Consider the following 26663-nt stretch of genomic DNA (forward strand, 5'->3'; position numbering starts at 1 on the left):
GGGGCCTGCTGTCCGGCCTTCACTTGCGTGACGAACCATCGGCGGCAATCGTCAGATGTTCGACGGCAGCCGAAATCGCCGCCAACTACGCCATAAGGCATGAATGGGCGCGGCAAACGGAGTTCGATGCGGCCATTGTTGATCAATTTCTTCTCTGGGCCAACGGCCTTCGCGGCAAGATCGATAGGCTCTTCGTGCTGATCTACTTCGCGCATCCGAAGAAGAGCAAAACCGCCAAAGCGTTGATTGTTTCGGCAGAGAAAATCAATAAAGTTCGTAATGAGGTTGTGCATCAGGGTCGTTTCAGCAATCAAGGCGAGGCTGAAGAAATCATCGCTGAGGCAAAGCGCTTCATCGATATGATCGTCAGCCTATCGGCGCCCGGCTTCGATATCCAGGACCGCAAGCGCAGCGAATGAAAGGGGGAGCGCCCCTTCTTTATTCGTAAGGAAGTTCGCCAAACAGCCCGATCATCAGATCTCCGTCATAGAGCGAGAATGGAATCTCGACATAGTGGTCACGATGGCGCGGCAAGGCGCGCCCGTCGTTCGGCCCGTTCTTGGTGTGCCCACGAACCTGCTCACCACCTTCCTTGATGTAGGGCAGCACGACCAAGCGGCCGTGGTTTGTGGAGAGGATGGTCCCTTCCTTCCAGATCGTCGCGCCTTCGGACTCGCGCGTCGACGACGTCTCCTTGACTTGCCAGCCGATATCGCCATCCGGCTCGTACCAGAAGACGATGCCGTTTGAGACTAGCACACGTTCGCCGCGCGCAAGAGCTTCGACTAGCATCCGCTGAACACTCGCGAGCTGGAGCAATTGATTGGCGCGGGGCAGAAGGATCTGTCGGATCCTGGCCTTCGTCTTTCCCCAATGGGTGCTGGCACTCAGATCGAATCCATTGGCGATCTTCGCGCGTTCGGCGGTCAACGCGGCCTTCTCGCCGGCCTGATAGGGCTTCGACCAAACGCCATCCAGGCCCAGGTACAGCAGGGCGTGGGTCCATCGGTTGTTGGACCGACCGACTTTGGCCACTCTCAGATACGGCATTTCGGCCAGTTGTTCGGCGAGATCCTGACGATAGCGCTCGGAGTCTGGCGCGAGCTTCAGGGCGGTCGCGTCCGGCCGTTCGTCGTCGGCATGACGGCGTAAGGCCTCCGCCAACATCAGCCCTTCTTCGTCTTGCAGACGCTGCTTGGCCTGCAGGGCCTTGTCGATTTTGAGCTCGAGCGAGCGCTTCGCAACGGGGTCCATGGCCCGTGTGGAGAGCGCCTGCCGCAAGGACGGATTGAGTGCATTGGCGGCGGCGACAGCAGTTTCGCGATCGGGATAGTGGTCGGCAAAGACCGTGTCGTTATCTCCCGGCACCATCCGTTCACGCCAGACCGGCGTGAACTCGCCCTTATCGATGAGCTCTTGCATGAACCAACGCTCGAACAGGGGGCGGTAGTGCGGCCAGACGGCCAGGACGACATCGGACGCCCTTTTCAGCTCGGACCATTTCACCATGAAGGAGCGCCTCCGACGTGAGGCCGCGTGACCTGACGATTCATCATCATGCCGCCTTCTCCTGCCGCGACCGGATATCGGCGATCCACTTTTCTAGCGCGTCGATTTCGGCTTCGATCACCGATGGCGCGGGCAGCCGGGGATTGATCTCACCGGGCTGACTGTGAAGGAGCGCCGAGCAGCGCCCGAACGCTTCCCGCATAACGGTGCAGTCGGCATTGGTGAGGACGGTGAGCTTGATGAGGCCAGTCGTGTCCACCTTACGGGACAGACGGCGGATCACCGGCCCGACCACTTCCTCGACGGCACGTTCCCAGGTCGTCCGGAGTTGGTCCTGAAAGGACGTCACTTCGCGCAGCCATTTCGCCTGGTCGCCGCGTTCGTGATGAATTTTCACGTTGCCCAGATGCGTCATCATTCCGTCGATCACCTTGTCGAGCGGCATGACGTTGGCAGGCGGGTCCTGGTGACAATAACCGGCATTCTCCGTCCCGCGGCTGATCAGGCGATATGCAACGGGCGTCGCCTCACGGTCTTTGGTCGCTCGGCAGGCCTCATCGAGGAGAAGCAGGAACGCCATGTCGTGGGTGAAGACGATGACCTGGCGCGTCTGGCCGGCCTCGGCTAACCGGGCCGCCACCCTGTCGCGATGTAAGTGGTCGAGCGAGGAGACGGGATCGTCGAACACGATCGCGGATTGCGCATCGATGGTCGACAACTCGGCAAGAAAAGCGGCGAGCGCAACGCAGCGATGTTCACCTTCGCTCAGGACCTTGCCGACCGGTTCGCTTGGCTTGTTGATTAGTCGGACCTGGAAAAAGGGGACGCCAGCCGTGGTCTTGGCCTGCTGAAGCTCGATAGCGAGGCCGGCGACGCCGAGCTTGTCCACCTCGATCGCGAACCTCCCGCGCAGGCGGTTGGTGACCAACGCCTGGGCGATACGGGCGCTCTGAGTGGTGATCTTGTTCGTCGCGGTGTCCTTGCTGGCTTTCTCGACCGCCTCGATGACCTTGAGGCGATCAATCTGGGCCAGCACATCGGCTTTCACCACGCCGAGCCATTTGCGATCGGCGAGGCCATCGCGCTCGGCGACAAGCGCGGCGCGCTGCGGGGAGCTGGCTTCCGACTGCAGGCCTTCGATGCGCGTGGCGATGCCGCTGAGCGCCGTGCGCAGGGGATCGAGCGAGATGGCGCCTGACGGCGGAAGATCAGGCAGGACCGCAAGGCCGTGGGTTCTCAGGATGGCGCGCAGTCGCCACGCCAACTGGAGAATCTCGCGGCGAAGGGCGCTCGCGGCTTCCTCCTGGCCGACATCATCGCGGATCGTCGCAATGATCGCCATGAGATCCTTCATGGAGATGGCGTGCGCCGAGATCTCGTCGAGCTTTTCGGCATATGCGGTTGCCGCTTCCTCTTCGCGGCGCTTGCTCTCGTCCTGCACGAAAGTCTCGAAACTGCTGAGCCGCTTGGAGGCTTCCTCGCTGAGAGGCTGCTGACATAGGACGCAATGGTCGCCAATCTCGGTTACAGGGAACGGGCGATCGGGATAGGCGGAGGCGCGCGAATAATCCCGGGCCGCCTCCCACAGGGCCTTCCAGACGTCCGAGCCGATGTCGGGCAGAGGTTCGTCGGCGAACAGGTTGGCTGAGGCGGCTGCTGCAGCAGAGCGCGCCGTTGCACGTTGCGTATGGACCCCGCGTAGCGCCGTCCGGTTTTCGTCGGTCGCGGCGGCGATCAGCCGTTCGAGCTGCTCGATCGCCGACTTGATCCGGGTTTCCTGGCCCTGGAGTTGGCGAACGGTGCGTGCCGGGTCACTGGCCAAGTCGGTGTTCAGCGTTTGAAGTCGGGTTTCTTCCTCGGCCGACAGACCGGCAAGTTTCTCGACGGTTTCCGGTTTGGTCTTGCCCGACAGTCCGGAGATCAACTTGCCGACTATGGTCTCCGGCTTGCATTCGGGTTTTGAAAGAACCGCCGGGGTCTGTTCCTGGAGCGCCTTTACCTCGGCAGCCAGTTTGGCTTTGACGTCCTGACAGGCCTGCGCCAGGCCCGCGAGGATGCGGAGCGGCAGCGGCGTGTAGGCGAGATCGTTGGTGTTCTCGACATGGACGTTGGCAGTCCGCGAGTCGAACACGCTCACCGCGGAGAGCATGGCGTCCGGCGGGCTGCCCTGGGCCCATGACGCGCTTCGTTTCTGGGCGCCGATGAAGAAGTCGATGCTGGCGGCCGGAGTGCCCGAGCCGGCCGCATAGATGTTAGGGAGGATCGCGTCGCCCTTCGGCGACCGCGCGGCAGAGCTGCTTGAGGACCCGGGCGTAGCCGGACTTGCCGGCGCCATTATCGCCATAAATGACGGTGAGGCCGGATTTGCCGAAGCTCAGCCGCTCTCCAGGCGCAAGGGCATTGACGTGCGAGAGGCCATGGCGAGCGCCGATGCTGACGACGGCGTGGCTGGCTGCAGGATCCCTGACGTGGTTCGCATCGAGCGGACTGCCGGCATCAGCACCTTTGCAGATCGCGACGAGCGCCGTGATGTCGGCAGTCTCCAGCTTGGACTGACTGCACAGCCGCCTGAGCGCATCGCGCTGCCAGGCGGGTAGATCCGCCGACCATTTGAGAATGTCGGCAAGTGCCGCGGCTTCGTTCGAGAGGTCATTCTCCTGCGCGTCCATGTCTTCTGCCCCGATCCTGCCCGCATGGTCTGGCGGGCCGTTTCCCATGATGCTTGTCTTCCGCAGTCGTTGTCTCAGGTGCCGCCTATGATGCGCCGCTCTTGGCCAAGCGGAATGATCCAGCCGCCGGCACGGTCCGGTCGTGCAAACTCGTCCGGACTCCCTTTTTCGGCGAGACGGCTGCGAATGGCTTGCGGCTCGGCGTCGATAGCGGCGCGAATGAGCTCGTGCTCGACCCCGACGAAGACGGGCCGGAGATTAAGGCGGGAGAGTGCTTCTTGATCGGCAGGCTCAGCGCCGGTGTCGGTAAGCGGTCCCGCGCGGGTGACGATGCCGCCGATAAGCCCGTCCATAGCAGCGCTCGCCTTATCCACATCCCGCACCGCGGACGCGTCGAGCAGCGAGCGGGCGCGCTGGGTTTCCCCTTGGAGCCTTCGTGGGAATGATTGCAGTGTGAGGCCGCGAAGCGCGTCCGCTAGTTCGGCATGCCCGAGCGGTTTGATGAGATTGGCGATATGGAGCCGAAGCATGCCGATGAAGAGCGCGTCCTTCTCCTCCTGGGTATGCGGCTCGCCTTCGTCGACCGGGTCCCGAACCGAAAGGCGGGCATCGGCTGGACCGGCCGTCGCCATTCCCCAGCGCGTGGCGATCGCGATACGCTTCACCGTGACCTTGCGGCCTCGGGCGGTGACGTCGATCCGCCGAGCCTGCGCCCATGCTCAGTCCAGCGCTTTGGCGGGACCGCCCACATCGTGGCAACCCTTGGCTTCGGCGACAGTCAGCGACGACAGGTCGGATGCGCAGGCGATCCAGTCAGGCAGGTCGCCGCGGGACAGGCGCGTGATCTTGACCTGACGGCGGCGATCGAGGTCGATCATGCGGCTGCCGAGATGGGCGAAGATCGAGAGGTTGAAGTAGCGCTCGAGGTAGGCACGCGCGACGAACCGTCCGAATAGGCCGGAGAGCGCGACCTTGACCTCCCGTGCTTGACCGAGCGGCTCCCTGAACACGAACGGCGTGCCTGCGCCGGTCGGGGTCAGCAGCGCATCGAGGATCGACCAGGCGCCATAGGCCGCGCCCGGCGTCTGCAGCACCTCCCGGATACCGGCATCCTCGATCTCGGAGACTTCCAGATCGACGGTGGCCCCGGAGACCGGGCTTGCGGCTGGCGGATCGAAGCTATGAAAGAAGGTCCTGGTCATAGCGCCAGCGCCCGCGTGAGATCGTCATGCTCGAAGGCGCTGGCCATGCGGGTGATCTCGGCCGACCGGGCGCCGACGGCCTTGGCAGTCTCGCGCCATGTCGCGGTCACGGTCGCGACCTCTTTGATGATCGCTCGGGCCTGCGCCAGCGTGAGTGCGAAATATTCCGACGCCTGTTCGAGCAGATCGAGGGAGCAGGTGCCCTCGTCGAGGTCGATGTTCGTCGTCAGTACGCGCGCCTTGAGATCGGTGGGCACCGGATTGAGGTCATAGGCGGGCGAGAGGGTCCACCCCGCCTTGCCGAGCCAGAGAAAGCCGTGGTTGCGCAGATGATCGTCGACATTGGAGATCAGCACATTGAAGGCAACACGCCGATAAAGTGCGTGGGCGTCCGTCTTTCCCTGCGCGCCATGCTGGGCCAGGGCGTCGACGATCTCGGGATAGCTGCCACGCTCGCCGTCCCTGGCGCCCATCATCGCCATGGCGGACAGGAACGGGATGCGGATCGCGCCATCGCGATCGAAGCGTCGCGATAGCATCACCGACTTGCCGGCCACTTCGACAAGTTCGTGTTGTGGGGTGGCGATGCCGGCTTGGCCGGCCAGCCGCAGCGCGATTTCCTCCCAGGTTTCCATGCTGTAGTCGTCGGTCTCCTTCGGAAACTTGGCGATGGAGAGATGGCCATGCTGGTTGATGACCGAGGCCTTCGGCCGCGCACCGCCAAGGGAGGAGCCGGGCGCGAAGATCAGTTGAAGGTCTTCGTCCGTTTCCTCGTCCCGGAGAATCCGCTCGGTGATCTGAAGCAGACGGCCCAGCTCGATCAGGGCTGGCACGCCGGCCCTGATCGGCGCCTGGAAGGCCTCTTCGCCGACCCAGCGAAACCGTAACGCGCCGAGCCTCGTCTCATCTGCGACCCCGAGCAGGTAGTCACTTTCCGCGAGCGTGCGGACTGCGCGGCCCTCGCGGTCGGCGAAGTGGCGCTCGGCGCGCTGCATAAGGCGGCGGCCCCACGTATCTGGCGCGGAGTCGCCGATTGAGCCGAAGGTCGCAAGGCCAGCAGGAGGAGCGAACGCGCCGCGCGTCAATGCAAGTGCCGGCTCCAGCGAGAAGCGATCCGGATCCGAAAGCCATGCACCGTCGTACTCGAAGAGAATGGTCTCTGCGCCGCGGACGCGATTGCTCCTCGCCAATCCGATTGGGCGCGTGCGACCGTGCAGATCGATGTGCACCTCGAAGTCAGCCATCGCGGGACGATCCGGTTGGCCGCTTGAGATGAACGTGCTTGGGCAGATCGGCACTGGCCAGCGCCTGTCCGACGCTGTCGTTGCTGATGTCGGCGATTTGGCCCAGCGCTTCGAGTAGACCGAGGGCCTGAAGGACGCCGGCATAGATGCCGATGCTCACATTGGTGTCGCCGGCCTCGACCCTCTGCAGGGTCGAGCGCGACGTGAAAGCACGCTCCGCCACGACCGCCATAGGCAGCTTGCGGCGGCGGCGGGCGTCGTGGATATCCGCGCCGAGCTTCCGCAAGGCGCGGCGCACGGCCGCTGGAGGGGTATGTGGAGTGGGAATTTGCCACCTTCGCACTACAGATTGCCCGGATGTGTAGCACGAAAATTACAAATTTCCAGCCCTGACTGGGGGCGGCCAAACGCGCCCGTGTCCACCCCCAGCAAGGCCCTGTGTTGACGCACGCAAGCCCCGCCTGCGGCGACCAAGCCCCAAGGGAAGGAGTTCTCGATCGGGCGCGCGAAGTATGCTATGAGAAATGACGGTACTTTTCGGTGGATCGCAGAGCGGCGCCAAACGGTCGAAAATCGGTTTCGAGAGCCGATCGATCTCGATAGATACCGAAACCGTGAAAAATATTTTTTTCTCGATTTTCCCTTTAAAATCAACAGCGTAAGATTTTGACGGCCCGAGGGTCGGCTTCTTGCGTGGAAAGCAAGGAAAAACCCAGCCAGATCAATGACCTAACTAGGCTTAGAACAATCGAGTGGGAATGAGCGCGCGGCGGCGGTGATCGCACCGCTGCCTGTATAGGCGGCCTGATGAAGGGGCATCGTCTCGGACGGTGCCCCTTTTTTGCGTCTCGACCGTCGTGCGCGAAACCATCGAGCCACCGTTTGTCGGTCAAATGTTCGTTTATCTTTACACGATACAACTTGAGCAAAGAGAGCTGCGCCGGCTGCTGGAGCGGCCCTCGCAGTGGGCGCGCAAGCTGGATGAGGGGGCGCAGGAAGCCATGATGATGCAGGAACTTCTGCCCGAAGGCGAGATGGGGGACTTCGCCGCACCGTCCGAGGCGACGCACGGGGAGGTGACCCTGTCGCCCGTGCTCGACGTGCGCGCCGCCAAGCCGCTGCATGCCGAGCTTCTGGCAGCGCGCGGCGACACGATCATCGTGGACGCCTCCAATGTCGAGCGGATCGGCGCGCAGTGCGCGGCCGTCCTCCTGTCGGCGGCGCGCTCGTGGGACCACGACGGCCAGGAGTTCAGCCTGGTGAAGCCTTCCGCCGGCTTCATCAAGGGGCTCGAGCTCATGGGCATCGGCCTCAACGAGCTCGGCGGCGAACCGACCGACTGACTTTCCGACATTCGATCGCACCACGCACCCCGATCCTTCGAGCCAGGGAATTGAACGAGATGAGCAAGTCGCACGAGGCGGAGCGCGCACGCGAACTGATCGCCTTTCGCGTCGCCGAGCAGGAGTTCTGCGTCGACATCACGTCGGTGCGCGAGATCCGCGGCTTTGCCGCCGCCACGCCGCTGCCGCACACGCCGGGCTTCGTGACGGGCGTCATCAACCTGCGGGGCGCCGTGCTCCCGATCGTCGATCTGTCGCTGCGCCTCGGCTTCGGCCCGACCGAGCCGACCGCGCGCTCCGTCATCATCGTGGTGATGGTCGGCAACCAGCTCGTCGGTCTCCTGGTCGATGCGGTGTCCGACATCCTGACCGTGGTGGACGAGAACCTCCAGCCGACGCCGGACCTCGCCTCCGAGATCGCCCGCAGCTTCGTGCGCGGCGTGATCGCGCTGGAAGGCCGGATGATCTCGCTGATCAGCCCCGACAGCGTCCTGCCGCCGTCCGGCGAGAGCATGGCGGCCTAAGTCGCCGCATACACGAGGCCTGGGGGGCACCCGATGTCGCGAATTCTGCCGGGCGCTTCGGCGCAGTCCGAGACGGTCCAGCCGAACGGCGAGTTCGAGCTGACGCAGAAGGACTTCCTGCGCATCGCCAAGATCCTCTACGAGGATTCCGGCATCGCCCTTCCCGACAGCAAGATGGCGCTGGTCTATTCGCGCCTGGCCAAGCGCCTGCGCGCCCTCGGGCTGCGCAGCTTCCGCGAATATTGCGAGCACGTGTCCGGGGCGGAGGGCGCCGGCGAGCGCATGACCATGCTGGCGGCGCTGACGACCAACGTCACGCACTTCTTCCGCGAGATGCATCACTTCGACCATCTGCGCACCCAGCTCCTGCCGCCGCTCCTGGAAGACGCCAAGCGCGGGGGGCGGGTGCGGATCTGGTCGGCCGGCTGCTCCAACGGCCACGAGCCCTATTCGATCGCGCTCACGATCCTCGGCCTCATGCCGGACGCCGCCAACTACGACATCCGGATCCTCGCCTCCGACATCGACCCCAACGTCGTCGCCTTCGGCCGGGCCGGCATCTACGACGACGCCGCGCTGCAGCCGGTGCCGACGGAGCTGCGCCGCCGCTGGTTCCAGCGCTCGGGGCAGGGGTCCTCGGTCAGCGACGAGATGCGCACGCTGGTTTCCTTCCGCGAGCTGAACCTGATCGGCGACTGGCCGATGAAGAACGGTTTCCAGGCGATCTTCTGCCGGAACGTGACCATCTATTTCGACGAGCCGACGCGCCAGAAGATCTGGAGCCGGTTCATGAAGTATCTCGAGCCTTCCGGCTTCCTCTATATCGGCCATTCCGAGCGTCTGACGGGTTCCGCGTCCGATCACCTGTCGCTGGTCGGAACCACCACCTACCGCCGCGCCTGACGCGACCCTTCCACGCGCCGACCGCCGCGCGGCCCGCAGGACCACCATCATGTCTTCCACGCGCGTTCTCGTCGTCGACGACTCGGCGACCATGCGAGCCCTGATCCGGCACGCCCTGACGGCCGATCCGACCATCGAGATCGTCGGGGAGGCCGCCGACCCGATCGAGGCGCGTCAGGCGATCAAGGCGCTGGACCCGGACGTCATCACGCTGGACATCGAGATGCCCGGCATGAACGGCCTCGATTTCCTCGACAAGATCATGCGCCTGCGGCCGACCCCCGTGATCATGGTCTCCACCCTGACCCTGCCGGGGCAGGCGGCCACGATCGAGGCGCTGCGCCTCGGCGCGTTCGAATGCATTCCCAAGCCGTCCACGGTGGGCGGCCGCGACACGCTGTCCCTTCTGCCGGCGCTGGCGCACGAGGCGCGCCGCGCCCGGCCGCAGATCGCGAGCGGCCGCGACCGTCATATCACGGCGCCGCAGGCCAAGCATCCGTCCTGGCCCGAGCTCGTCGCGATCGGCTCGTCCACGGGCGGTGTAGAGGTCCTGATCGCGCTGCTCGCCCAGTTTCCCGCCGACACGCCGCCGGTGATGATCGTGCAGCATCTCCCGGCCGCGTTCACGGGCTCCTTCGCCGCCCGTCTCGACCGCGCCTCGCCGGCGACCGTCGTGGAGGCGCGCTCGGGCGAGCCCATCCAGGCGGGTCACGTTTATCTTGCCCCCGGCGGGCGCCACATGACGCTGCGACGCGCCGGCTCGAAGCTCGTCACGCATCTCAGCGACGAGGACACCGTGCAGGGCCATCGCCCCTCGGTGGACGTGCTCTTCCACTCGATCGCCCGCGTCTGCGAGGGCAGGGTGACCGGCACGATCCTGACCGGGATGGGGCGCGACGGGGCCGAGGGCCTTCTGGCGATGCGCCAGCGGGGCTTCCGCACGCTCGCCCAAGACGAGGCGACCTCGCTGGTCTACGGCATGCCGCGCGTGGCCTGGGAAATCGGCGCCGCCGAGAAGCGCGTGCCGATCGGTGGAATGGTGAAGGCCATCTTCAACTGACGCCGCTCGCCGGATGTCGTTGAAGCAAATGAATCCTTCAGCTTTTTACGAGATGATCAATCTCGGAATTTTCGACAAGGGAACGGCATGTCATGAGTTTCGTACAGCATCTCAAAGTGATGATCGTTGACGACCATCGGACGAGCCGCCTTCTCATCTATGAGGCGCTGACCCAGCTCGGCATCACCCAGGTCGTCTATGCGGTGGACGGCGAGCAGGCGTTGAAGCAGATGATGGCGACCCCCTGCCACATCGTCATCTCCGACTTCAACATGCCGAAGCTCGACGGGCTTCAGCTCCTCAAGGCGCTCCGTTCCTACGGGCCGACCAAGAAGACCCCGTTCTTCATCCTGACGGGCAAGGGCGACCGCGCCCTGGTCCAGCAGGCCGCCGCCGCCGGAGCCAACAACATCCTGGCCAAGCCCATCACGGTCCCCGTGCTGCGCAAGACCCTCGAAGCGGTGCTCGGTCCCCTTCAATGAGCCGCCTTTCCCCGTCTCCGATGGCAGATCCGGCCGATCGTCTGAGGATCAACCTGATCCAGGGCGACGCCCAGGTGGACGACCGTCCCAACGTGGTCTTCACGACGTTGCTCGGCTCGTGCATCGCAGCTTGCATCCGCGATCCCGGTGCCGGGGTCGGGGGAATGAACCACTTCCTGCTGCCGGGCGACGGGGCGGGAAGCTCCTCCACCTCGACGCAGAGCTACGGGCTCTACCTGATGGAGCTCCTGGTCAACGGCCTCCTGAAGAAGGGCGCGCGCAAGCACGCCCTCGAAGCCAAGCTCTTCGGCGGGGCGCGGACCATGAACGGCCTGTCGGACATCGGCGGCAAGAACGCCGAGTTCGCCAAGCGCTTCCTGGATATGGAAGGCATTTCCTATGTCGGCGGCAGCCTCGGCGGCACGCAAGGGCGGCGGATCGAGTTCTGGCCCGTCAGCGGACGCGCCCGCCAGATCCTGATGGAGCCGACCGACAAGGCCATGCCGAAGATCATGATCCCCGCTCCCGTCACGGCCCCCCAGGCGGGCGGCGATCTCGAACTCTTCTGACGGAGCCAGGCGGCGTGACCGGAAACTCTATGTCCGCCCAGCTTCTCCTGGAGCGCCTGGCCGACGAGCTCGCGCGGCTCGCCAGCGCGGCGGTGCGGCTGGAAGGCCTGATAGCCCCCTCGGTCCTCGAACCCGAGGCCCTGATCGTGGCCCAGAGCCACGATCTTCTCAGCCAGACCGTCGCCGAGCTCGAGGGCTTCGTGCGGGCCAGCGCGCCGACCTTCGCGGGCGGCGAGGATCGCGACCTCCAGGCGCAGCTCTCCGCAATCCGCCTCTCGGCCCTCGCCACGCGTCTGCGAGGCTGGACCGAAGCTGAAGCACAGGCCGGAGAAGTCGATCTCTTCTGAATGTTGAGGAGAGCAACCGCCTGCAATCGCTGGTGGAAGCTCTTCTTGTTCACAAAGAAGAAATCTCTGATCGATACGATAAACCTTGTAAGACCGATTTCAGAAAGGAACCGGTAGTGAAGACGATCTTGACCGTAGACGATTCGCGGACCATGCGCGACATGTTGCGGGCGGCGCTCGCCGGCGCCGGTTTCGACGTGGTGCAGGCGGAGGACGGTGTCCACGGGCTCGAAGTCCTTGCGGGCTGCGACCCCGACGTGATCGTGACCGACGTCAACATGCCCCGCATGGACGGCCTCACCTTCATCGAGCAGCTCCGCTCCAACGCCGACAAGCGTGCCATCCCCGTTCTGGTGCTGACCACCGAGAACGACGCCCAGAAGAAGGCGCGCGCCAAGGCCGCCGGGGCCACCGGATGGATCGTCAAGCCGTTCGACCCCAAGAAGCTCGTCGACGCGATCAACCGCGTCGCCCCGTAAGCATCGCAACCCCGATCGAAATTCCTTAGAAGCCGCTTTCAAGGGACCCGTCCATGGACACGATGGCCGCCATTCGCGCCACCTTCTTCGAGGAGTGCGCCGAGCAGCTCCAGGAACTGGAGGCGGGCCTCCTCGCCATGGAAGGCGGTCAGACGGACTCGGAAACGGTGAACGCCGTGTTCCGCGCCGTGCACTCGATCAAGGGCGGCGCGGGCGCCTTCAACCTCGACGCGCTGGTGCACTTCGCCCACGCCTTCGAGACGGTGCTCGATCTCGTCCGCTCCGAGCGGCTCGAGGCCGACCAAGCCGTGGTCCGGGTGCTTCTGCGCTCGGCCGACATCCTCACCGACCTCGTGACCGCCGCCCGCGACGGCGGAACGGTCGATCCCGCCCGCCCGCAGGCGCTGATGGCCGAACTGTCGGTTCTGGCCGGAGGCGGCGGCCATGCCGCCCCCGCACCCGTCCAGCACGCGCCGGTCGCCGCCGCCGCCCCGGCGGAGGAGGAGGTCGAGTTCGTCCCCGTGGCGGTGGACTTCAGCGACATGTTCGCGGCGGCCGGCGAGGAGGTCACCTTCCGCGTCCGCGTCCAGCCCAAGCCCTCGCTCTACGAGAACGCCAACGACGCGGTGCGTCTGATCCGCGAGACGCTGGCGCTCGGCACCGGGACGGTTACCTGCCATTCGGACGAGCTGCCGGATCTCGCCGAGCTCGATCCGGAAGGCGCCGCCCTGTCCTGGACGATCGAAGTGACGACGGCCGCGGGCGAGTCGGCGATCCACGAGATCTACGATTTCGTCGAGGGCGATTGCGAGATCCACGTCGAGCGTGCAGACGATGACGCCCCGCAGCTCAGCGCCGAGGATCTCGAGGCCCAAATGGCCGCGCTTCTGGGGTCGATCGGAGGCGCGTCCTCCGTCCCTTTCGTCGATGAGCCTGCCGCGGCGGCTTCGCCGGAGCAGGCTCCCGCCAACGTCGTCGCGCTGACACCCGCAGCGCCCGCGCAGCCGGCGCCCGCCGCCGCGCCTCCCGCGCCCGCCGCCGCCGCCGCCGCCGAAGCTGGCGGCGAGAAGGGCGTGCCCGCCGGCCCCGTGCCGACCATCCGCGTCGACCTCGAGCGCGTCGACCGCCTGATCGACCTCGTGGGCGAGCTCGTGATCCATCAGGTCATGCTCTCGCAGCGCGTGATGCAGGCGGGCCTGACCCGCGCGTCCGACATCGCCATCGGCCTCGACGAGCTCGAGCAGCTGACGCGCGAGATGCAGGACAGCGTCATGGCGATCCGCGCTCAGCCCGTGAAGTCGGTGTTCCAGAAGCTGCCGCGCTTGGTGCGCGAAGTGGCCGAGCGCACCGGCAAGAGCGTCCGCCTGGTCACCGAGGGTGAGTACACCGAGGTCGACAAGACTGTCATCGAGCGCCTGTCCGATCCGCTCACCCATATGATCCGCAACGCGATCGACCACGGGCTGGAGACGCCCGAGGGCCGCATCGCCGCCGGCAAGCCGACCGAAGGCGTCGTGCGCGTCGCGGCCATGCACCGGTCGGGCCGCATCGTGATCGAGATTTCCGACGACGGTGCGGGCATCAACCGCAAGGCCGTCTTCGACATCGCCGTGTCCAAGGGCCTCGTGCCTGCCGACGCGCAGCTCTCCGACGACGAGCTCGACAACCTCGTCTTCCTGCCGGGTTTCTCGACCAAGAAGGAAGTCTCCGAACTGTCGGGCCGCGGCGTTGGCATGGACGTCGTCAAGCGCTCCATCCAGGCGCTGGGCGGACGCGTGTCCATCACCTCGCGCCCCGGCAAGGGCTCGCTCTTCTCCATGAGCCTGCCGCTGACGCTGGCCGTGCTCGACGGCATGATCGTCTCCTGCGGCGAGCACACCCTGGTCGTGCCGATGACCGCCATCATCGAGACGCTGCGCCCGAAGCAGAACGAGGTGAAGCCCTTCGGCGGCGACCAGCGCGTGATCAACGTGCGCGACAGCTTCCTACCGCTGATCGACGTGTCGCGCCAGCTCGGCTACCGGCGCGAGCAGACCGACGCGCTGTCGGGCGTCGCGATCCTGGTCGAGGCCGAGAACGGCCAGCGCTCCGCGCTTCTGGTGGACAGCATCCAGGGCCAGCGCCAGGTGGTGATCAAGAGTCTCGAGGCCAACTACGGCCGCGTCGCCGGCATCGCCGCCGCCACGATCCTGGGCGACGGTCGCGTCGCGCTGATCCTCGACATCGACGCGGTGGCCGCGTCCTCGCGCTTCGAGAACGGCATCGCGGCCATGGCGGCCGAGTAGATACCGACGTCAAACCCGCCTTGTACCGAACGCCGCCGGTGATCACCGGCGGCGGTTCGCGTCTTATTCGAGGCGAAAATGCGGCGCCTCGCACAAAAGGTCCAGAATTTAAGTATTTTGTTGTCTTTATGCGCTTCATTGCAGGTGGATCGACGACGGAACGCCCTATCTGCATTCGGCTAGTTCGAATGCGCCGGCAGGCCGGGTTCCCTTTGTGTTGAGGAGCTGCTGCATGAGCCTTTCGAACATCTCCATCGGCAAGAAGATCATCGCGAGCTTCGCGGCCATGATCGTCGGCTCGGCCGTGATGGGCAGCGTCGTCTATCGCACCATGTCGACCATCGAACGGGATCGGCAGGTCCGCACCGAAGTCGGCAACGCGACGGCCGAGGCGCTGCAGATGCGTCTCATGGTGACCCGCCAGGAACTCACCATGCGCGGCTACATCCTGATGCCGAAGGAAAGCCGGGTGAAGAGCCTGGCCAAGTTCAACGGCCTCTTCCACGACGGCGTCACTCGCCTGAAGTCCATGGATATCGACCCCGCCATCAAGCAGACGGTCGATACCGCCAACAGCGCCATGGACGCGTGGTACAACCAGATCGCTCTCGAAGTCCTGAAGATCGCCGTCAACACCGACAACCGGGATCAGGCGATCGCGCTTGCCGGGTCGGATCTGGCAGACAAGCTCATCACGCCGCTGGAAGGCGCGGTGGATTCCATCGTCACCACCCTGCGCGACCAGACCACGGCGTTGGATCTGTCGCAGCACGAAAGCTACAAGCAGGCGCTGGTCGAGATCCTGGCCGCGCTCGGATTGCTTCTGGTCGCCGGTGCCGGCTTCGCCTGGGCGCTGGTCCGCAACATTTCCGCGCCCGTCATGCGCCTGCGCGACACGATGGGTCACCTTGCCGGCGGCAATCGCGACATTGAAGTCCCCTCGCTGGAGCGCGGCGACGAGATCGGCCAGATGGCCGGCGCCGTCGAGACGTTCCGGCTGGCCGCCATCGAGCAGCAGCGTCTGGAAGCCGAGGCCGTCGCCCTGCGCGAGGCGCAGTCCGCCGAGCGCGAACGCGCCGCGGCCGTCGAGCGCGCCGCCAAGGCCGACCTCCAGTCCTTCGTGGATGGCGTCGAGGCCGGCTTCGCGCGCCTGTCGAAAGGCGACCTCACGGTTCGCATCGACCAGCCTGTGGCCGAGCAGTACCGGCCGATCCGGGACCAGTTCAACACCTCGGTCGAGCGTCTGGAAGGCACGATGGGTTCGGTGGTCGGCGCGATCGGCTCCCTGCGCACCGGCCTCGGCGAGATCAACGCCGCCTCCAGCGACCTCGCTCAGCGTACCGAGCAGCAGGCCGCGAACCTTGAGCAGACGACGGCCGCGATCGCCGAAGTGACCCGCGCCGTCAACGAGACCGCCGAGGGCGCCGGCCGCGCCCTCCAGTCGGCCGAGAGCGCCAACCGCAACGCGATCAAGGGCGGCGAGATCGTCGGCCGCGCGATCACCGCGATGCGCTCGATCGAGGAATCGTCCGACAAGATCGGCAAGATCATCGGCGTGATCGACGAGATCGCCTTCCAGACCAACCTCCTCGCCCTGAATGCCGGCGTCGAGGCGGCGCGGGCCGGCGAGGCGGGACGCGGATTCGCCGTCGTCGCCCAGGAAGTGCGCGGGCTCGCCCAGCGCTCGGCCGAAGCCGCCAAGGAGATCAAGGGTCTGATCTCGGCCTCCGGAACCCATGTCGAGGCGGGCGTCGAGCTGGTGACGGCCTCCGGCAAGAGCCTCGACGAGATCATCGCCGAGGTCGGCGAGGTCAGCCGCACCGTGGCCGAGATCGCGACGCGCACCCGCGAGCAGGCCGTCTCCCTCCGGGAGGTCCAGACGGCGGCCGACCAGATGGACAAGGTCACCCAGCAGAACGCCGCCATGGTGGAGCAGGCGACGGCGGCCGCCCAGTCGCTCGCCTACGAGACCGACGAACTGGCCCGCCTGATCGGCGAGTTCAAACTCTTCTCCAGCCAGGGACATTCCGGCCAGCTCCAGCGCGCCGTCCGTCGCGAGGCGCCCCGTGCGCCGGCCGCGCCCCGTCCGGCCCAGCCGGTGGTCCAGCTCCGTGCGACGGGCCGCTCCGGCACCGCCCCCGCCGCCTCGACGGACGACTGGGAAGAGTTCTGATCCTCATCGCGCCACGACCGCAGACGACGACGCCGGGCGGCCACGACCGCCCGGCGTTCTGCTATGAGGGGCTGAGCCGTCACGACATCGCCCGGAAACGAAAGCCGGCGAGGATGGCGGCGACGGCCCGAGCGCCGTCACCGTCCCGGTACCCGCGTTCAAAGGTTCGTCATGTCACCCGCCCGCCGTCTTGCCGCATGTCTAGGACTCGCGATCGCCGCATGGACGACATGGGTGCCAGCGGCGAAGGCCACCACGACGTCCTGCGGCACGGTGCGCATCGCCGCGATGAACTGGGGCTCGGCCGAGGTCATGGCGGCGATCGACCGCTTCATTCTCGCCCACGGTTTCGGTTGCGACGCGGTGCTGGTGCCGGGCGACACGATGAGCACGTTCGAATCGATGACCGGACGGGGCGAGCCCGACGTCGCGCCCGAAATCTTCGTCAACCAGTTCCGCGACGAGTTGGACGAGGCGGCGAGCCGCGGGCGCATCGACTACGGGGCCAAGGTCCTGGCCGACGGCTCGCAGGAAGGTTTCTGGATCCCGAAGTATCTCGCCGACGCCCATCCCGAGATTCGCACGCTCTCCGATGCGCTCGCGCGGCCCGACCTCTTCGCCGAGCCGGGCGAGCCGGGGAAGGGCATCATGCGAAACTGCCCCTTCGGCTGGGGCTGCCAGATCATGGTGGAGAACCTCTTCCGCGCCTACGGGGCGGAGGGGAGGGGATTCCGCCTCGCGCCGAGCGACAGTTCGGCTGCGCTCGACGCCTCCATCGCCGAGGCCTTCGCCGAGAAGCGCGGCTGGATCGGCTACTACTGGTCGCCGACCGGCATCCTCGCCCGCTATCCCATGAAGCGGCTCGCCTTCGACGTGCCCTTCGACCGCGAGGAATGGCTCCGCTGCACGACGCAGCCGGACTGCACGGACCCCAAGCCCAACGCCTGGACCCCGGCCGACGTCTACACGCTCGTGTCAGGCCGCTTCGAGCGCGCCTCGCCCTTCGCCATGCGCTATCTTGCCTCGCGCTCCTGGCGCAACGACACGGTGAACCGCGTGCTTCTCTGGAAGGAGGACAACCATGCCGACGGCGAGGCGGCGGCGCGCCATTTCCTGAAGTCATACCCCTCGATCTGGCGCGGCTGGCTGCCGCCCGAAGCCGCCGAACGCGTCGCCCGCGCGCTCTGAGAAATCTCGAGCGGGCACCATGGCTTCCGCTTCGGGGAAAAATCGTTCAAAAGCGCAGGCCTGTCCGGTTCGGCCGTGATGGCGGCCCGTTTTCTGCGCGAAGGTTTGAGCGTCCATGAGCAATGACACATTCGTTCGCGAGGTGAACGAGGAGCTTCGCCAGGAGCGTGTCCGCGCCTTGTGGGTCCGCTACGGCACTGCAGCCGTGATCGCCGGCGTGCTGATCGTCCTCGGCGTCGGCGGCTATGTCCTGTGGGAGCGCTACCAGGCGAGCGTGGCCGCCGCCGACGGCGACCGCCTGCTCCAGGCCACCGCGCTCTATTCCGAAGGCAAGGCGGACGAGGCGAACGCCGTCCTCGAACAGCTGGCGGCCGGCGGCGTCAACGTCTATCCCGCGCTCGCCCGGCTGCGCCTGGCTGAAGCGCGCGAGACCGGCGATCCCGCCGCGGCCGTCGCCGCCTATGACGAGGTCGCCAACGACACGCGCCTTCCCCAGGGGCTGCGCGACATGGCGGCCGTGCGCGCCGGCTATATCCTGGTCGATCACGGCTCGCTCGCCGACGTGCGCGGCCGCGTCGAGCGCCTGACCGGCGATGCCGAGCCGCTGCGCTGGCCGGCCCGCGAGGCGATCGGCCTGTCCGCCTGGAAGGCCGGCGACGTCGAGACCGCCCGTTCCATGTTCGACCAGCTCGGCGACGACCTCGCCGCCCCCGCCGGCATCCGCCGCCGCGCCGGCCTGATGCAGGAACTGATCGCCGCCTCGACGCCCGTCGCGCCGAACGCGGCCGCCGCCGAGCCGGCACCCGCCGCACCCGCACCGGCACCCGAACCCGCACCCGCCCCGGCCTCCGAACCCGCTCCCGCTCCCGCCGCCCCGAGCGCGCAGACGCCGGCCGAGGCGCCCGCGCAGCCGCCCGCCGCCGCGCCCGCCCAGCCCCCGGCCTGAGGGCCTACGAGGACTTCATGGTCACCATCGCCATCATCGGACGTCCGAACGTCGGCAAGTCCACCCTGTTCAACCGCCTCGTCGGGCGCAAGCTTGCGCTGGTGGACGACCGGCCGGGCGTCACGCGCGACCGGCGCGAGGGCGAGGCGCGCCTGCTCGACCTCGACTTCCGCGTGATCGACACGGCAGGCCTCGAGGAGGCGGGCGCCGACACGCTGGAAGGGCGGATGCGCGCCCAGACCGAACTCGCGATCCAGGACGCCCACCTGTCGCTCTTCGTGGTGGACGCCAAGGCCGGCATCACGCCGGAGGACGAGACCTTCGGCGATCTCCTGCGACGTCGTGGCAAGCCCGTGATCCTCGTCGCCAACAAGTCGGAGGCTCGGGGCTCCGACGCCGGCTTCTACGACGCCTTCTCGCTCGGTCTCGGCCAGCCCTGCGCCATCTCGGCCGAGCACGGCGAGGGCATGGGCGACCTGCGCGATGCGATCGTCGAGGCGCTGGGGATCGACGCGTTCGAGGATCCCGACGCCGCCTCGGCCGACCCGGAGGCGGAGATCGAGTTCGACGAGGACGGCGAGCCGATCGAGCGCTACGACGCGACCAAGCCGCTCAACATCGCCATCGTCGGCCGGCCCAACGCCGGCAAGTCCACGCTGGTGAACCGCTTTCTCGGCGAGGACCGTCTCCTCACCGGCCCCGAAGCGGGCATCACGCGCGATTCGATCTCGGTCGAGTGGGAATGGCGCGGCCGCCGGGTGAAGATGTTCGACACGGCCGGCATGCGCCGCCGCGCCCGCGTGCAAGAGAAGCTGGAGAAGCTCTCGGTCGCCGACGCGCTGCGCGCCATCCGCTTCGCCGAGGTCGTGGTGATCGTCTTCGACGTCACGATTCCCTTCGAGAAACAGGACCTCACTCTCGTCGACCTCATCGCCCGCGAGGGCCGTGCGCCGGTCCTCGCCTTCAACAAGTGGGACCTCGTCGAGGACCGGCAGGCCGTGCTCGCGGATCTGCGCGAGAAGACCGAGCGGCTCCTGCCGCAGGTGCGCGGCGTCAAGGCCGTGACCGTCGCGGGCGCGACGGGCGAGGGGCTCGACCGCCTGATGAAGGCGATCACCGAGACGCACGAGACCTGGAACCGGCGCATCTCCACGGCCAAGCTCAACCAGTGGCTGGAGCGTATGGTGGCGCACCATCCGCCCCCGGCTGTCTCGGGCCGGCGCGTCAATATCAAGTACATGACGCAGATCAAGACGCGGCCGCCGACCTTCATCCTCCATACCTCGCGCCCCGAGGCCGTCGGCACCGCCTACACGCGCTATCTCGTCAACGGCTTACGCGATCAGTTCGGCCTCGTCGGTATCCCGATCCGCATGACCATGCGCAAGTCCGACAACCCCTACGCCCACAAGGCGAAGAAGTTCTGACATCGCCGTGTTCGCCGGAGCATTAACCAATCGCTAAGGTTAATGACCGATGATCGGCTTCCGATGGAACTTTCCGGAAGCCGGTCATGACACAAGCGAAGCGTGGAGCCCGACGGGGGGCCGCCAGATCCGCCGCCCGCCGCTCCGCGTTCCGCCGCGCCGTCCTGTCGCTCGGCGCCGTGTTCGCCGTTCTGCCGGCCATGCCGACCGCGATCACCAACAGCGGCCTGTCCGGCATGGACGCGGCCTCCGGGCTTCCGGCGCAGCTCCTCACGCTCTCCGCCTTTTCCACCGATCCGGGCTTCGACGAGGCGGAGGCGGACATCGCGCTCCTGCCCTCGGACGGTCCGGTCTTCGTGCGCGACGGGTCCGCCCGCGTGCCGGCCGATAGGGGAGGGCGCGTCGGCCCGCGTCCGCTCGCCGCCGTCCAGCCGCGATTCTCGGCCGGCGTGATCGTGCCTTCGGCCAATATCCTGCGCCCCGGCCTCGCGCTCGGCGACGACGAGATGCGCACCGCGCTGGCCGGCCCGATGCGGCCGAGCGGCACCGTGCGCACCGCCTTCCGCCGCCCCGGCGACGACGTTCGCCTGCCCTCGGCGGACGCGCGGGTCCAGGTCGCCGCCGTGGCACCCTCCGCCGCGAAGCCGGTGCCGGCCGGCAAGGTCGATGCGCTCCAGACGCTCGCAGCCTATGCGCCGGAAGCCAAGCCCGGCAGTTCCAGCCTCTTCGACGCCGTGCTCAACCCCAGGGGGCGCGACTTCGTGCCGCCGATCGGCGAGAAGGACCACGCCTGGGCGGCGTCGATCTTGCCCGCCTCGTCCTTCACCGAGAAGGAGCAGGCCTGCCTCGCGCGCGGCATCTACTTCGAGGCGCGCGGCGAGAGCGAGAAGGGCCAGGCGGCAGTGGCGCAGGTCATTCTCAACCGCGTGCGCAATCCGTCCTACCCCAAGACGATCTGCGGCGTCGTTTACCAGAATCAGGACTGGAAGAACCGCTGCCAGTTCTCCTTCGCCTGCGACGGCATCAAGGACGTGATCTGGAACAAGCGCGCCTACGGCACGGCCAAGCGCATTGCCGGCGAGGTCACGCGCGGCGAAACCTGGCTCTCCGAGGTCGGCTCGGCCACCCACTACCATGCGACCTATGTGAACCCGCGCTGGGCGCGCACCATGCAGAAGGTCGACAAGATCGGCCTGCACATCTTCTACCGCACCTTCGGCGGCGGCTGGCGCTAGGCCGACCGCTGCCATACATGCGGACGGGATGACGGCCGTTCGCGCCGCCACACGGTGATGTGAAGACACGCGCGGGCGCCGCGCGGGCGAGGCGGCCAGCGATGAACGACAGGACCGAGAAGACAGACGCCGAGCTCGCCGAAGACCGGGCTCGGCTCAAGGCGCGCCTCGACCATTTCAAGGCGACCCAGACGACGATCCCGCCGGAGCCGGACGGCAAGCCCGGCTCGATGCAGGGCATGGCGCAGGGTCTGAAGATCGCCAGCGAGTTCATCGCGGGCGTCGTGGTGGGCGCCGTGATCGGCTACGGGATCGACCAGTTCTTCGGCACCGCGCCCTTCGGCCTCATCGTCTTCCTGCTTTTCGGCTTCGCGGCCGGGGTGCTCAACGTCATCCGCTCGGCCAGCCAGCCGACCCCGCCCGCCGATCCCGGTTCACGATAAGACGATCCCTCGGGGACAGAGCCGGCATTTCGCTTTGCGGGGTGTTGCGCACCGCGATTGAGGACGCTATGGCAGTCTCGCTCCGAGAGGGCGAGCATAAGAGGACCAAGCGTTTGGCGAACGATCCCCTTCATCAGTTTCAGATTTCTCGGCTGGTTCCGATCGAAATCGGCGGGGTCGATTTCTCGTTCACCAATTCTTCGCTGTTCATGGTCGCGACTGTCGCCGTGGCGACGGGCTTCCTGTATTGGTCGACGCGCGGCCGCGGCCTCGTGCCCAGCCGCTCGCAGTCGGTCTCGGAACTCTCCTACGAATTCATCGCCAGCATGCTGCGCGACGCGGCGGGATCCAAGGGGATGAAGTTCTTCCCCCTCGTGTTCTCGCTCTTCATGTTCATCCTGGTGGCGAACCTGCTGGGGATGTTCCCCTACTTCTTCACCGTCACCAGCCACCTGATCGTCACCTTCGCTCTGGCGCTCCTCGTCATCGGCACGGTGGTGGTCGCCGGCATCAAGGGCCACGGGCTCGGCTGGTTCAAGGTCTTCGTGCCGTCCGGCGTTCCGGCGGCGGTTGTGCCCTTCGTGGTGCTGATCGAGGTGATCTCGTTCCTCTCGCGCCCCGTTTCGCTCTCGGTTCGTCTCTTCGCCAACATGCTGGCGGGCCACATCACCCTCAAGGTCTTCGCCGGCTTCGTCACCTCGCTGGGCGCGCTCGGCGCGGTCGGCGTCGGCGGCGCGATCCTGCCGCTCCTCATGACGGTCGGCATCACGGCGCTCGAGTTCCTCGTGGCGTTCCTGCAGGCCTACGTCTTCGCGGTCCTGACCTGCATGTACCTCAACGACGCGGTTCACGTTCACCACTGATCCGCATCCCCTCGTCACGTGGCCGATCCGGTCGCGGACCTCATCCCGCACGATCCACTAAAGGAGTTTCACATGGACGCGGAAGCTGCACGTTACATCGGTGCTGGTCTGGCCTGCTTCGGCATGGCCGGCACGGCTCTCGCCCTCGGCAACATCTTCTCGAGCTTCCTCACCGGCGCTCTGCGCAACCCGTCGGCCGCCGACGGCCAGTTCGGCCGCCTGATCTTCGGCTTCGCCGTCACGGAAGCTCTGGGCATCTTCTCGCTGCTCATCGCGCTGCTGCTGCTCTTCGTCTAATCCTAGGTTCTTGGGATTGTGCAGCCGGCCGCCCCGGACGGGGCGGCCGGACCCGTATCATCGGAGTGGGACATGTTCGTCACTGAAGCTTTCGCGCAGACTGGGAGTGCTCCCGATGGGCATGGAACGCCTTTGACGTCCTCTCCGACCCCGCCGACCGCCGAGGCCATCGGCGTGCCCGAAGGCGCGCACGAGGCCGGCGGGACCTTCCCGCCGCTCAACCCCGAATTCTTCGCCTCGCAGATCCTCTGGCTGGCGATCACCTTCGGCGTGTTCTACTATGTCCTGTCGAAGACGATCGTGCCGCGCATCGCCTCCGTCCTGGAGAACCGCCGCGAGCGCATCGCCGCCGATCTCGAGGCCGCCGAGCGTTTGCGCGCCGATGCCGACGAGGCCCAGGCCGCCTACGAGCAGGAGCTCGCCAGCGCCCGCGCCAACTCGCAGAAGATCGCCGGCGAAGCCCGCGATTCGGCCCGATCCGGCGCCGACGCCGAGCGCAAGCGCATCGAGAGCGAACTCGACGCCAAGCTGGAAGCCGCGCAAGGCCGCATCGCCGAGATCAAGGCTCGTGCGCTGGCCGACGTCGACACGATCGCGACGGACGCCGCCGAAGCCATCCTGACCGAGCTGACCGGCACCAACGTTCCGCAGCAGGACGTCGCAGCCGCCGTCCGCGCCGTGCGCGCTTGAGGAGCTGAACCATGCATTTCGATGCAACCTTCTGGGCGCTGATCGGCCTCATCCTGTTCCTCGCCATCGTCGCCTACTTCAAGGCGCCGGCCATGGCCGCCCGCTCGCTCGACAACCGCGCCAAGCGGATCGAGAACGAGATGGAGGAGGCCCGCGAGCTGAAGGAAGAGGCCAAGCGCCAGCTCGCCGACTACCAGCGCCGCCGCCGCGAGGCCGAGGCTGAAGCGCGCGAGATCGTCGCCAGCGCCCAGCGCGAGGCGCAGGCCCTCGTCGAGGAAGCCCGCGTCAAGAGCGAGGAATACGTCGCCCGCCGCACGCAGGTCGCCGAGCAGAAGATCGCCCAGGCCGAGTCCGACGCGATCGCCGAGGTCCGCGCCTCCGCCGTCAACATCGCGATCGACGCCGCCACGCGGGTGATCACCGAGCGGGGTCTGGGCACCGACGGCGCGATGACCGAGAAGTCCATCGAGGAAGTCCGCCGCCGCCTCAACTGAGCGCTGCCGCATTTGGAGCTGAACAGGCCGCCCCTCGGGGCGGCTTTTTTGTTGGCGCTTCCAAATATGGGATACTGAAGACCCGGCCCGTCAGCGGCCTAACCGCTTGTGTCGTCGCGACCTCCAAGACTGCCCGTCGCATGCTCGATGTCGACCATGAAACCCGCTGCTGTCCCACATCGACGCGTCCGATTCATGGATCGGACTCAGCCTTCGGCCGAGGTGAGGGAAGCGGTTCTCCGTCGCCTAGCCGCCATCTGGCGGTGTGCGCTCAATCCATACGCGCGAGCCGCAGCGCAACCGGAGCAAAGCTGCGGCGGTGGTGGGGGCAGGGACCGTCCGCCTCGATCGCCACCATGTGCGCGGCCGTGCCGTAGCCCATGTGCCGGCCGAAGCCGTAGGCGGGGTGCGCCCGGCACAGCGCCGTCATCATCCGGTCCCGCGTCACCTTGGCGACGATCGACGCCGCGGCGATCGACAGCGACTGCGCGTCGCCCCCGATCACGGCCGTCGCGGGGCAGGCGAGCCGGGGCGGCACGTCGCGCCCGTCGATCAGCGCATGCGTCGGGTCTTCGGCGAGACCGGCCAGCGCCCGCCGCATCGCGTTGAACGTCGCCTGCCGGATGTTGACGGTATCGATTTCCGCCGCACTGGCCGTGCCGATCCCGACATGGCAGGACCGCAGGATCTCGGCGAACAGCCGCTCGCGCTCCGGCGCCTTCAGCTTCTTGGAATCGTCGAGGCCGGCGGGCACGCAAGCGAGGTCGAGCACCACGGCGGCGGCGACAACCGGCCCGGCCAGCGGCCCGCGCCCGGCCTCGTCCACCCCGGCGATCCGTGCGCAACCCAAAGCCCCGAGCATGCGCTCCAACGCATCGGTCGGCCTCGGCCTGTCGGAGCGCGGCAGGACGGCGGCGAAGGGAAGGGAAAGCGAAGGATCGGAGGCATGGCGAGTCATGATGCGGCGAACCTCGCGCATTCTCCGATCCTTCTCAAGCGCGCATGCCTTGGGGTGGCCAGACCTACGCGCCCATGACGGCGGCGGAACGGGGAAAAACCGCCGACGCCCTTCGCCCGGTTGCGGCGCCGGGCGATCTCGTCCTCCTCAGAGCAGCGAAAGCTGCACCCCGCCGCCCTTGGGCGCACGGAACAGGTCGGTGCGCAGCTTGGAGCGTTCGAGGTTCAGATGGAGGCGCTTGGCCGCCATCTCAAAGCGGCGCTTGATCTGCTGCGCGTAGGGGCCCCGGCCGGTCATCCGCTGCCCCCATTCGGGATCGTAGTCCTTGCCGTCGCGCATGGAGCGCAGGAGCGTCATCACGTGCCGGTAGCGGTTGGGATAGTGGCGCAGCAGCCATTCCTTGAAGAGCGGCGAGACCTCCAGCGGCAGGCGGAGGAGCACGTAGCCGACCTCCCTCGCGCCGGCCTCGGCCGCTGCCTCCAGAAGCCGCTCGATCTCCGAATCGGTGAGGCCCGGAATGATCGGCGCCGTCATCACCATGGTCGGAATGCCGGCTTCGGTGAGTTGGCGCACCGCGTCGAACCGCTTGGCCGGCGTCGCCGCGCGCGGCTCCATGGTGCGTGCCAGGTGCCGGTCCATCGTCGTGACGGATACCGCCACCCGCGCCAGGCCCTTGGCCGCCATGCGCCCGAGGATGTCGATGTCGCGGGTCACCAGCGCCGACTTCGTCACGATGCCGACGGGATGGTTGGCCCGCTCCAGCACTTCGAGGATCTCGCGCATGATGCGGCGCGTCTTCTCGATCGGCTGGTAGGGGTCGGTGTTGGTGCCGATGGCGATGGAGCGCGGCTCGTAGCCGGGCTTCGACAGCTCGTCCTCCAGAAGCTCCGCCGCGTTCGGCTTGGCGAAGAGCTTGGACTCGAAGTCTAGGCCGGGCGACAGGCCCATATAGGCGTGGGTCGGGCGCGCGAAGCAGTAGACGCAGCCGTGCTCGCAGCCGCGATAAGGGTTTACCGAGCGGTCGAAGGAGATGTCGGGCGACTGGTTGCGTGTGATGATCGTGCGAGCCGCCTCGTTCTGCACTTCCGTGCGGAAGGGCGGCAGCTCGTCGATCGTCGCCCAGCCGTCGTCGAAGGCCGCGCGCGAGAAGGGCTCGTAGCGCCCGGACGGATTGAGGCCGGCGCCGCGCCCGCGCCGGCGGTCGAAGCCGACGCGCAGGCCCGACTGGTTCAGCATGTGGTTCGCCGTGTCGACGCTGCGCGAAGGCGAAAGGGCAGCGCGGTCGATACTGCGGATCTCGGACATGGGACAGGGTTCCCTTCGGATGCGATCC

General features: G+C 66.9%; 29 protein-coding genes. 20 read left to right on the plus strand and 9 right to left on the minus strand.

From position 1 onward, the window contains the following. The coding region (locus tag O5O54_RS20495; protein ID WP_279483715.1) for a hypothetical protein at nt 1-419 on the plus strand (419 nt) is incomplete at its 5' end. Nucleotides 420-438: 19 nt separating this feature from the next. Here O5O54_RS20495 and O5O54_RS20500 read toward each other — a convergent pair. The 7 genes from O5O54_RS20500 to O5O54_RS20530 all read right to left on the minus strand — a co-directional run bounded on the left by O5O54_RS20500 (nt 439) and on the right by O5O54_RS20530 (nt 6952). Beyond that, on the minus strand, nt 439-1509 hold the full coding sequence (locus O5O54_RS20500) for a hypothetical protein (protein WP_279483716.1): 1071 nt from the start codon (nt 1507-1509) through the stop codon (nt 439-441). A gap of 46 nt (nt 1510-1555) precedes the next feature. Beyond that, nucleotides 1556-3658 carry an AAA family ATPase gene (locus tag O5O54_RS20505; RefSeq protein ID WP_279483717.1) on the minus strand — a complete coding sequence of 701 codons (2103 nt, stop codon included), beginning with the start codon at nt 3656-3658 and terminating at the stop codon, nt 1556-1558. A gap of 103 nt (nt 3659-3761) precedes the next feature. Further along, nucleotides 3762-4226 (minus strand): hypothetical protein, encoded by a 465-nt coding sequence (locus tag O5O54_RS20510; RefSeq protein ID WP_279483719.1) that lies wholly within the window; start codon nt 4224-4226, stop codon nt 3762-3764. Nucleotides 4227-4252: 26 nt separating this feature from the next. Further along, nucleotides 4253-4843, minus strand: a complete 591-nt coding sequence (locus tag O5O54_RS20515; RefSeq protein ID WP_279483720.1) for a hypothetical protein — start codon at nt 4841-4843, stop codon at nt 4253-4255. A 54-nt stretch (nt 4844-4897) separates the two neighbouring features. Then, nucleotides 4898-5380, minus strand: coding sequence for a hypothetical protein (locus O5O54_RS20520; RefSeq protein WP_279483721.1), 483 nt, complete (start codon nt 5378-5380; stop codon nt 4898-4900). After that, the gene (locus tag O5O54_RS20525) at nt 5377-6624 is read right to left on the minus strand and encodes a HipA domain-containing protein (protein ID WP_279483722.1); all 1248 of its coding nucleotides are present in this window, start codon (nt 6622-6624) and stop codon (nt 5377-5379) included. The genes O5O54_RS20520 and O5O54_RS20525 overlap by 4 nt, the downstream gene beginning before the upstream one ends. After that, the gene (locus tag O5O54_RS20530; protein WP_142021393.1) at nt 6617-6952 is read right to left on the minus strand and encodes a helix-turn-helix transcriptional regulator; all 336 of its coding nucleotides are present in this window, start codon (nt 6950-6952) and stop codon (nt 6617-6619) included. Before O5O54_RS20530 ends, O5O54_RS20525 begins: the two co-directional genes overlap by 8 nt. Before the next feature lie 565 nt (nt 6953-7517). On the opposite strand from O5O54_RS20530, the gene O5O54_RS20535 reads away from it, so the two are divergent. The 19 genes from O5O54_RS20535 to O5O54_RS20625 all read left to right on the plus strand — a co-directional run bounded on the left by O5O54_RS20535 (nt 7518) and on the right by O5O54_RS20625 (nt 24372). Next, the gene (locus tag O5O54_RS20535; protein WP_279483723.1) at nt 7518-7967 is read left to right on the plus strand and encodes an STAS domain-containing protein; all 450 of its coding nucleotides are present in this window, start codon (nt 7518-7520) and stop codon (nt 7965-7967) included. Nucleotides 7968-8026: 59 nt separating this feature from the next. Then, nucleotides 8027-8491: a chemotaxis protein CheW gene (locus O5O54_RS20540; protein WP_279483724.1), complete on the plus strand. Its 465-nt coding sequence runs from the start codon at nt 8027-8029 to the stop codon at nt 8489-8491. 33 nt (nt 8492-8524) lie between these two features. Beyond that, complete coding sequence (locus tag O5O54_RS20545; protein ID WP_279483725.1) at nt 8525-9394, plus strand: protein-glutamate O-methyltransferase; 870 nt, start codon at nt 8525-8527, stop codon at nt 9392-9394. Nucleotides 9395-9443: 49 nt separating this feature from the next. Further along, nucleotides 9444-10454: a chemotaxis response regulator protein-glutamate methylesterase gene (locus O5O54_RS20550; RefSeq protein ID WP_279483726.1), complete on the plus strand. Its 1011-nt coding sequence runs from the start codon at nt 9444-9446 to the stop codon at nt 10452-10454. A gap of 92 nt (nt 10455-10546) precedes the next feature. Continuing rightward, complete coding sequence (locus O5O54_RS20555; RefSeq protein ID WP_279483727.1) at nt 10547-10936, plus strand: response regulator; 390 nt, start codon at nt 10547-10549, stop codon at nt 10934-10936. Next, nucleotides 10933-11505, plus strand: coding sequence for a chemotaxis protein CheD (locus tag O5O54_RS20560; protein ID WP_279483728.1), 573 nt, complete (start codon nt 10933-10935; stop codon nt 11503-11505). Before O5O54_RS20555 ends, O5O54_RS20560 begins: the two co-directional genes overlap by 4 nt. Nucleotides 11506-11534: 29 nt before the next feature. Then, the gene (locus O5O54_RS20565) at nt 11535-11852 is read left to right on the plus strand and encodes a hypothetical protein (protein WP_279483729.1); all 318 of its coding nucleotides are present in this window, start codon (nt 11535-11537) and stop codon (nt 11850-11852) included. 116 nt (nt 11853-11968) lie between these two features. Next, nucleotides 11969-12331, plus strand: a complete 363-nt coding sequence (locus O5O54_RS20570; protein ID WP_279483730.1) for a response regulator — start codon at nt 11969-11971, stop codon at nt 12329-12331. 53 nt (nt 12332-12384) lie between these two features. Next, entirely contained in the window at nt 12385-14616 is a 2232-nt protein-coding gene (locus O5O54_RS20575; RefSeq protein ID WP_279483731.1) for a chemotaxis protein CheA, read from the plus strand. A 232-nt stretch (nt 14617-14848) separates the two neighbouring features. Next, entirely contained in the window at nt 14849-16789 is a 1941-nt protein-coding gene (locus O5O54_RS20580) for a methyl-accepting chemotaxis protein (RefSeq protein WP_279483732.1), read from the plus strand. Nucleotides 16790-17023: 234 nt separating this feature from the next. After that, the gene (locus O5O54_RS20585) at nt 17024-17977 is read left to right on the plus strand and encodes a glycine betaine ABC transporter substrate-binding protein (RefSeq protein WP_279483733.1); all 954 of its coding nucleotides are present in this window, start codon (nt 17024-17026) and stop codon (nt 17975-17977) included. 115 nt (nt 17978-18092) lie between these two features. After that, a complete protein-coding gene (locus tag O5O54_RS20590; RefSeq protein ID WP_279483734.1) occupies nt 18093-18923 on the plus strand; it encodes a tetratricopeptide repeat protein in 831 nt (276 codons plus the stop codon). A 17-nt stretch (nt 18924-18940) separates the two neighbouring features. Then, a complete protein-coding gene (gene der, locus O5O54_RS20595; RefSeq protein WP_279483735.1) occupies nt 18941-20350 on the plus strand; it encodes a ribosome biogenesis GTPase Der in 1410 nt (469 codons plus the stop codon). Nucleotides 20351-20436: 86 nt separating this feature from the next. Continuing rightward, nucleotides 20437-21585 carry a cell wall hydrolase gene (locus O5O54_RS20600; RefSeq protein ID WP_279483736.1) on the plus strand — a complete coding sequence of 383 codons (1149 nt, stop codon included), beginning with the start codon at nt 20437-20439 and terminating at the stop codon, nt 21583-21585. Between the two features lie 101 nt (nt 21586-21686). Then, nucleotides 21687-22028 (plus strand): AtpZ/AtpI family protein, encoded by a 342-nt coding sequence (locus tag O5O54_RS20605; protein WP_279483737.1) that lies wholly within the window; start codon nt 21687-21689, stop codon nt 22026-22028. Nucleotides 22029-22141: 113 nt separating this feature from the next. Continuing rightward, on the plus strand, nt 22142-22891 hold the full coding sequence (locus O5O54_RS20610; protein WP_090958554.1) for a F0F1 ATP synthase subunit A: 750 nt from the start codon (nt 22142-22144) through the stop codon (nt 22889-22891). A gap of 72 nt (nt 22892-22963) precedes the next feature. Then, entirely contained in the window at nt 22964-23188 is a 225-nt protein-coding gene (locus O5O54_RS20615) for a F0F1 ATP synthase subunit C (RefSeq protein ID WP_055888550.1), read from the plus strand. Between the two features lie 72 nt (nt 23189-23260). Next, nucleotides 23261-23878, plus strand: a complete 618-nt coding sequence (locus O5O54_RS20620; RefSeq protein WP_279483738.1) for a F0F1 ATP synthase subunit B — start codon at nt 23261-23263, stop codon at nt 23876-23878. Between the two features lie 11 nt (nt 23879-23889). Then, nucleotides 23890-24372, plus strand: coding sequence for a F0F1 ATP synthase subunit B (locus tag O5O54_RS20625; RefSeq protein ID WP_279483739.1), 483 nt, complete (start codon nt 23890-23892; stop codon nt 24370-24372). A 271-nt stretch (nt 24373-24643) separates the two neighbouring features. Here the strand turns inward: O5O54_RS20625 and O5O54_RS20630 are convergent, their stop codons facing one another. Next, nucleotides 24644-25330, minus strand: coding sequence for a ribonuclease HII (locus O5O54_RS20630; RefSeq protein WP_407061742.1), 687 nt, complete (start codon nt 25328-25330; stop codon nt 24644-24646). Nucleotides 25331-25477: 147 nt separating this feature from the next. Then, the gene (locus tag O5O54_RS20635; RefSeq protein ID WP_279483740.1) at nt 25478-26635 is read right to left on the minus strand and encodes a PA0069 family radical SAM protein; all 1158 of its coding nucleotides are present in this window, start codon (nt 26633-26635) and stop codon (nt 25478-25480) included. Between the last annotated feature and the right edge of the window lie 28 nt (nt 26636-26663).

Origin of the sequence: Aureimonas sp. SK2, assembly GCF_029813115.1 — a bacterium.
GTDB lineage: Bacteria > Pseudomonadota > Alphaproteobacteria > Rhizobiales > Rhizobiaceae > Aureimonas.

Excerpts from the sequence above, each read along its gene's own strand:
- O5O54_RS20500 (WP_279483716.1), bottom strand. The coding sequence starts at position 1,509 with ATGGTGAAATGGTCCGAGCTGAAAAGGGCGTCCGATGTCGTCCTGGCC.
- O5O54_RS20505 (WP_279483717.1), bottom strand. The coding sequence starts at position 3,658 with ATGCTCTCCGCGGTGAGCGTGTTCGACTCGCGGACTGCCAACGTCCAT.
- O5O54_RS20510 (WP_279483719.1), bottom strand. The coding sequence starts at position 4,226 with ATGGGAAACGGCCCGCCAGACCATGCGGGCAGGATCGGGGCAGAAGAC.
- O5O54_RS20520 (WP_279483721.1), bottom strand. The coding sequence starts at position 5,380 with ATGACCAGGACCTTCTTTCATAGCTTCGATCCGCCAGCCGCAAGCCCG.
- O5O54_RS20525 (WP_279483722.1), bottom strand. The coding sequence starts at position 6,624 with ATGGCTGACTTCGAGGTGCACATCGATCTGCACGGTCGCACGCGCCCA.
- O5O54_RS20535 (WP_279483723.1), top strand. The coding sequence starts at position 7,518 with ATGTTCGTTTATCTTTACACGATACAACTTGAGCAAAGAGAGCTGCGC.
- O5O54_RS20540 (WP_279483724.1), top strand. The coding sequence starts at position 8,027 with ATGAGCAAGTCGCACGAGGCGGAGCGCGCACGCGAACTGATCGCCTTT.
- O5O54_RS20545 (WP_279483725.1), top strand. The coding sequence starts at position 8,525 with ATGTCGCGAATTCTGCCGGGCGCTTCGGCGCAGTCCGAGACGGTCCAG.
- O5O54_RS20550 (WP_279483726.1), top strand. The coding sequence starts at position 9,444 with ATGTCTTCCACGCGCGTTCTCGTCGTCGACGACTCGGCGACCATGCGA.
- O5O54_RS20555 (WP_279483727.1), top strand. The coding sequence starts at position 10,547 with ATGAGTTTCGTACAGCATCTCAAAGTGATGATCGTTGACGACCATCGG.
- O5O54_RS20560 (WP_279483728.1), top strand. The coding sequence starts at position 10,933 with ATGAGCCGCCTTTCCCCGTCTCCGATGGCAGATCCGGCCGATCGTCTG.
- O5O54_RS20565 (WP_279483729.1), top strand. The coding sequence starts at position 11,535 with ATGTCCGCCCAGCTTCTCCTGGAGCGCCTGGCCGACGAGCTCGCGCGG.
- O5O54_RS20575 (WP_279483731.1), top strand. The coding sequence starts at position 12,385 with ATGGACACGATGGCCGCCATTCGCGCCACCTTCTTCGAGGAGTGCGCC.
- O5O54_RS20580 (WP_279483732.1), top strand. The coding sequence starts at position 14,849 with ATGAGCCTTTCGAACATCTCCATCGGCAAGAAGATCATCGCGAGCTTC.
- O5O54_RS20590 (WP_279483734.1), top strand. The coding sequence starts at position 18,093 with ATGAGCAATGACACATTCGTTCGCGAGGTGAACGAGGAGCTTCGCCAG.
- der (WP_279483735.1), top strand. The coding sequence starts at position 18,941 with ATGGTCACCATCGCCATCATCGGACGTCCGAACGTCGGCAAGTCCACC.
- O5O54_RS20600 (WP_279483736.1), top strand. The coding sequence starts at position 20,437 with ATGACACAAGCGAAGCGTGGAGCCCGACGGGGGGCCGCCAGATCCGCC.
- O5O54_RS20605 (WP_279483737.1), top strand. The coding sequence starts at position 21,687 with ATGAACGACAGGACCGAGAAGACAGACGCCGAGCTCGCCGAAGACCGG.
- O5O54_RS20615 (WP_055888550.1), top strand. The coding sequence starts at position 22,964 with ATGGACGCGGAAGCTGCACGTTACATCGGTGCTGGTCTGGCCTGCTTC.
- O5O54_RS20620 (WP_279483738.1), top strand. The coding sequence starts at position 23,261 with ATGTTCGTCACTGAAGCTTTCGCGCAGACTGGGAGTGCTCCCGATGGG.
- O5O54_RS20625 (WP_279483739.1), top strand. The coding sequence starts at position 23,890 with ATGCATTTCGATGCAACCTTCTGGGCGCTGATCGGCCTCATCCTGTTC.
- O5O54_RS20630 (WP_407061742.1), bottom strand. The coding sequence starts at position 25,330 with ATGACTCGCCATGCCTCCGATCCTTCGCTTTCCCTTCCCTTCGCCGCC.
- O5O54_RS20635 (WP_279483740.1), bottom strand. The coding sequence starts at position 26,635 with ATGTCCGAGATCCGCAGTATCGACCGCGCTGCCCTTTCGCCTTCGCGC.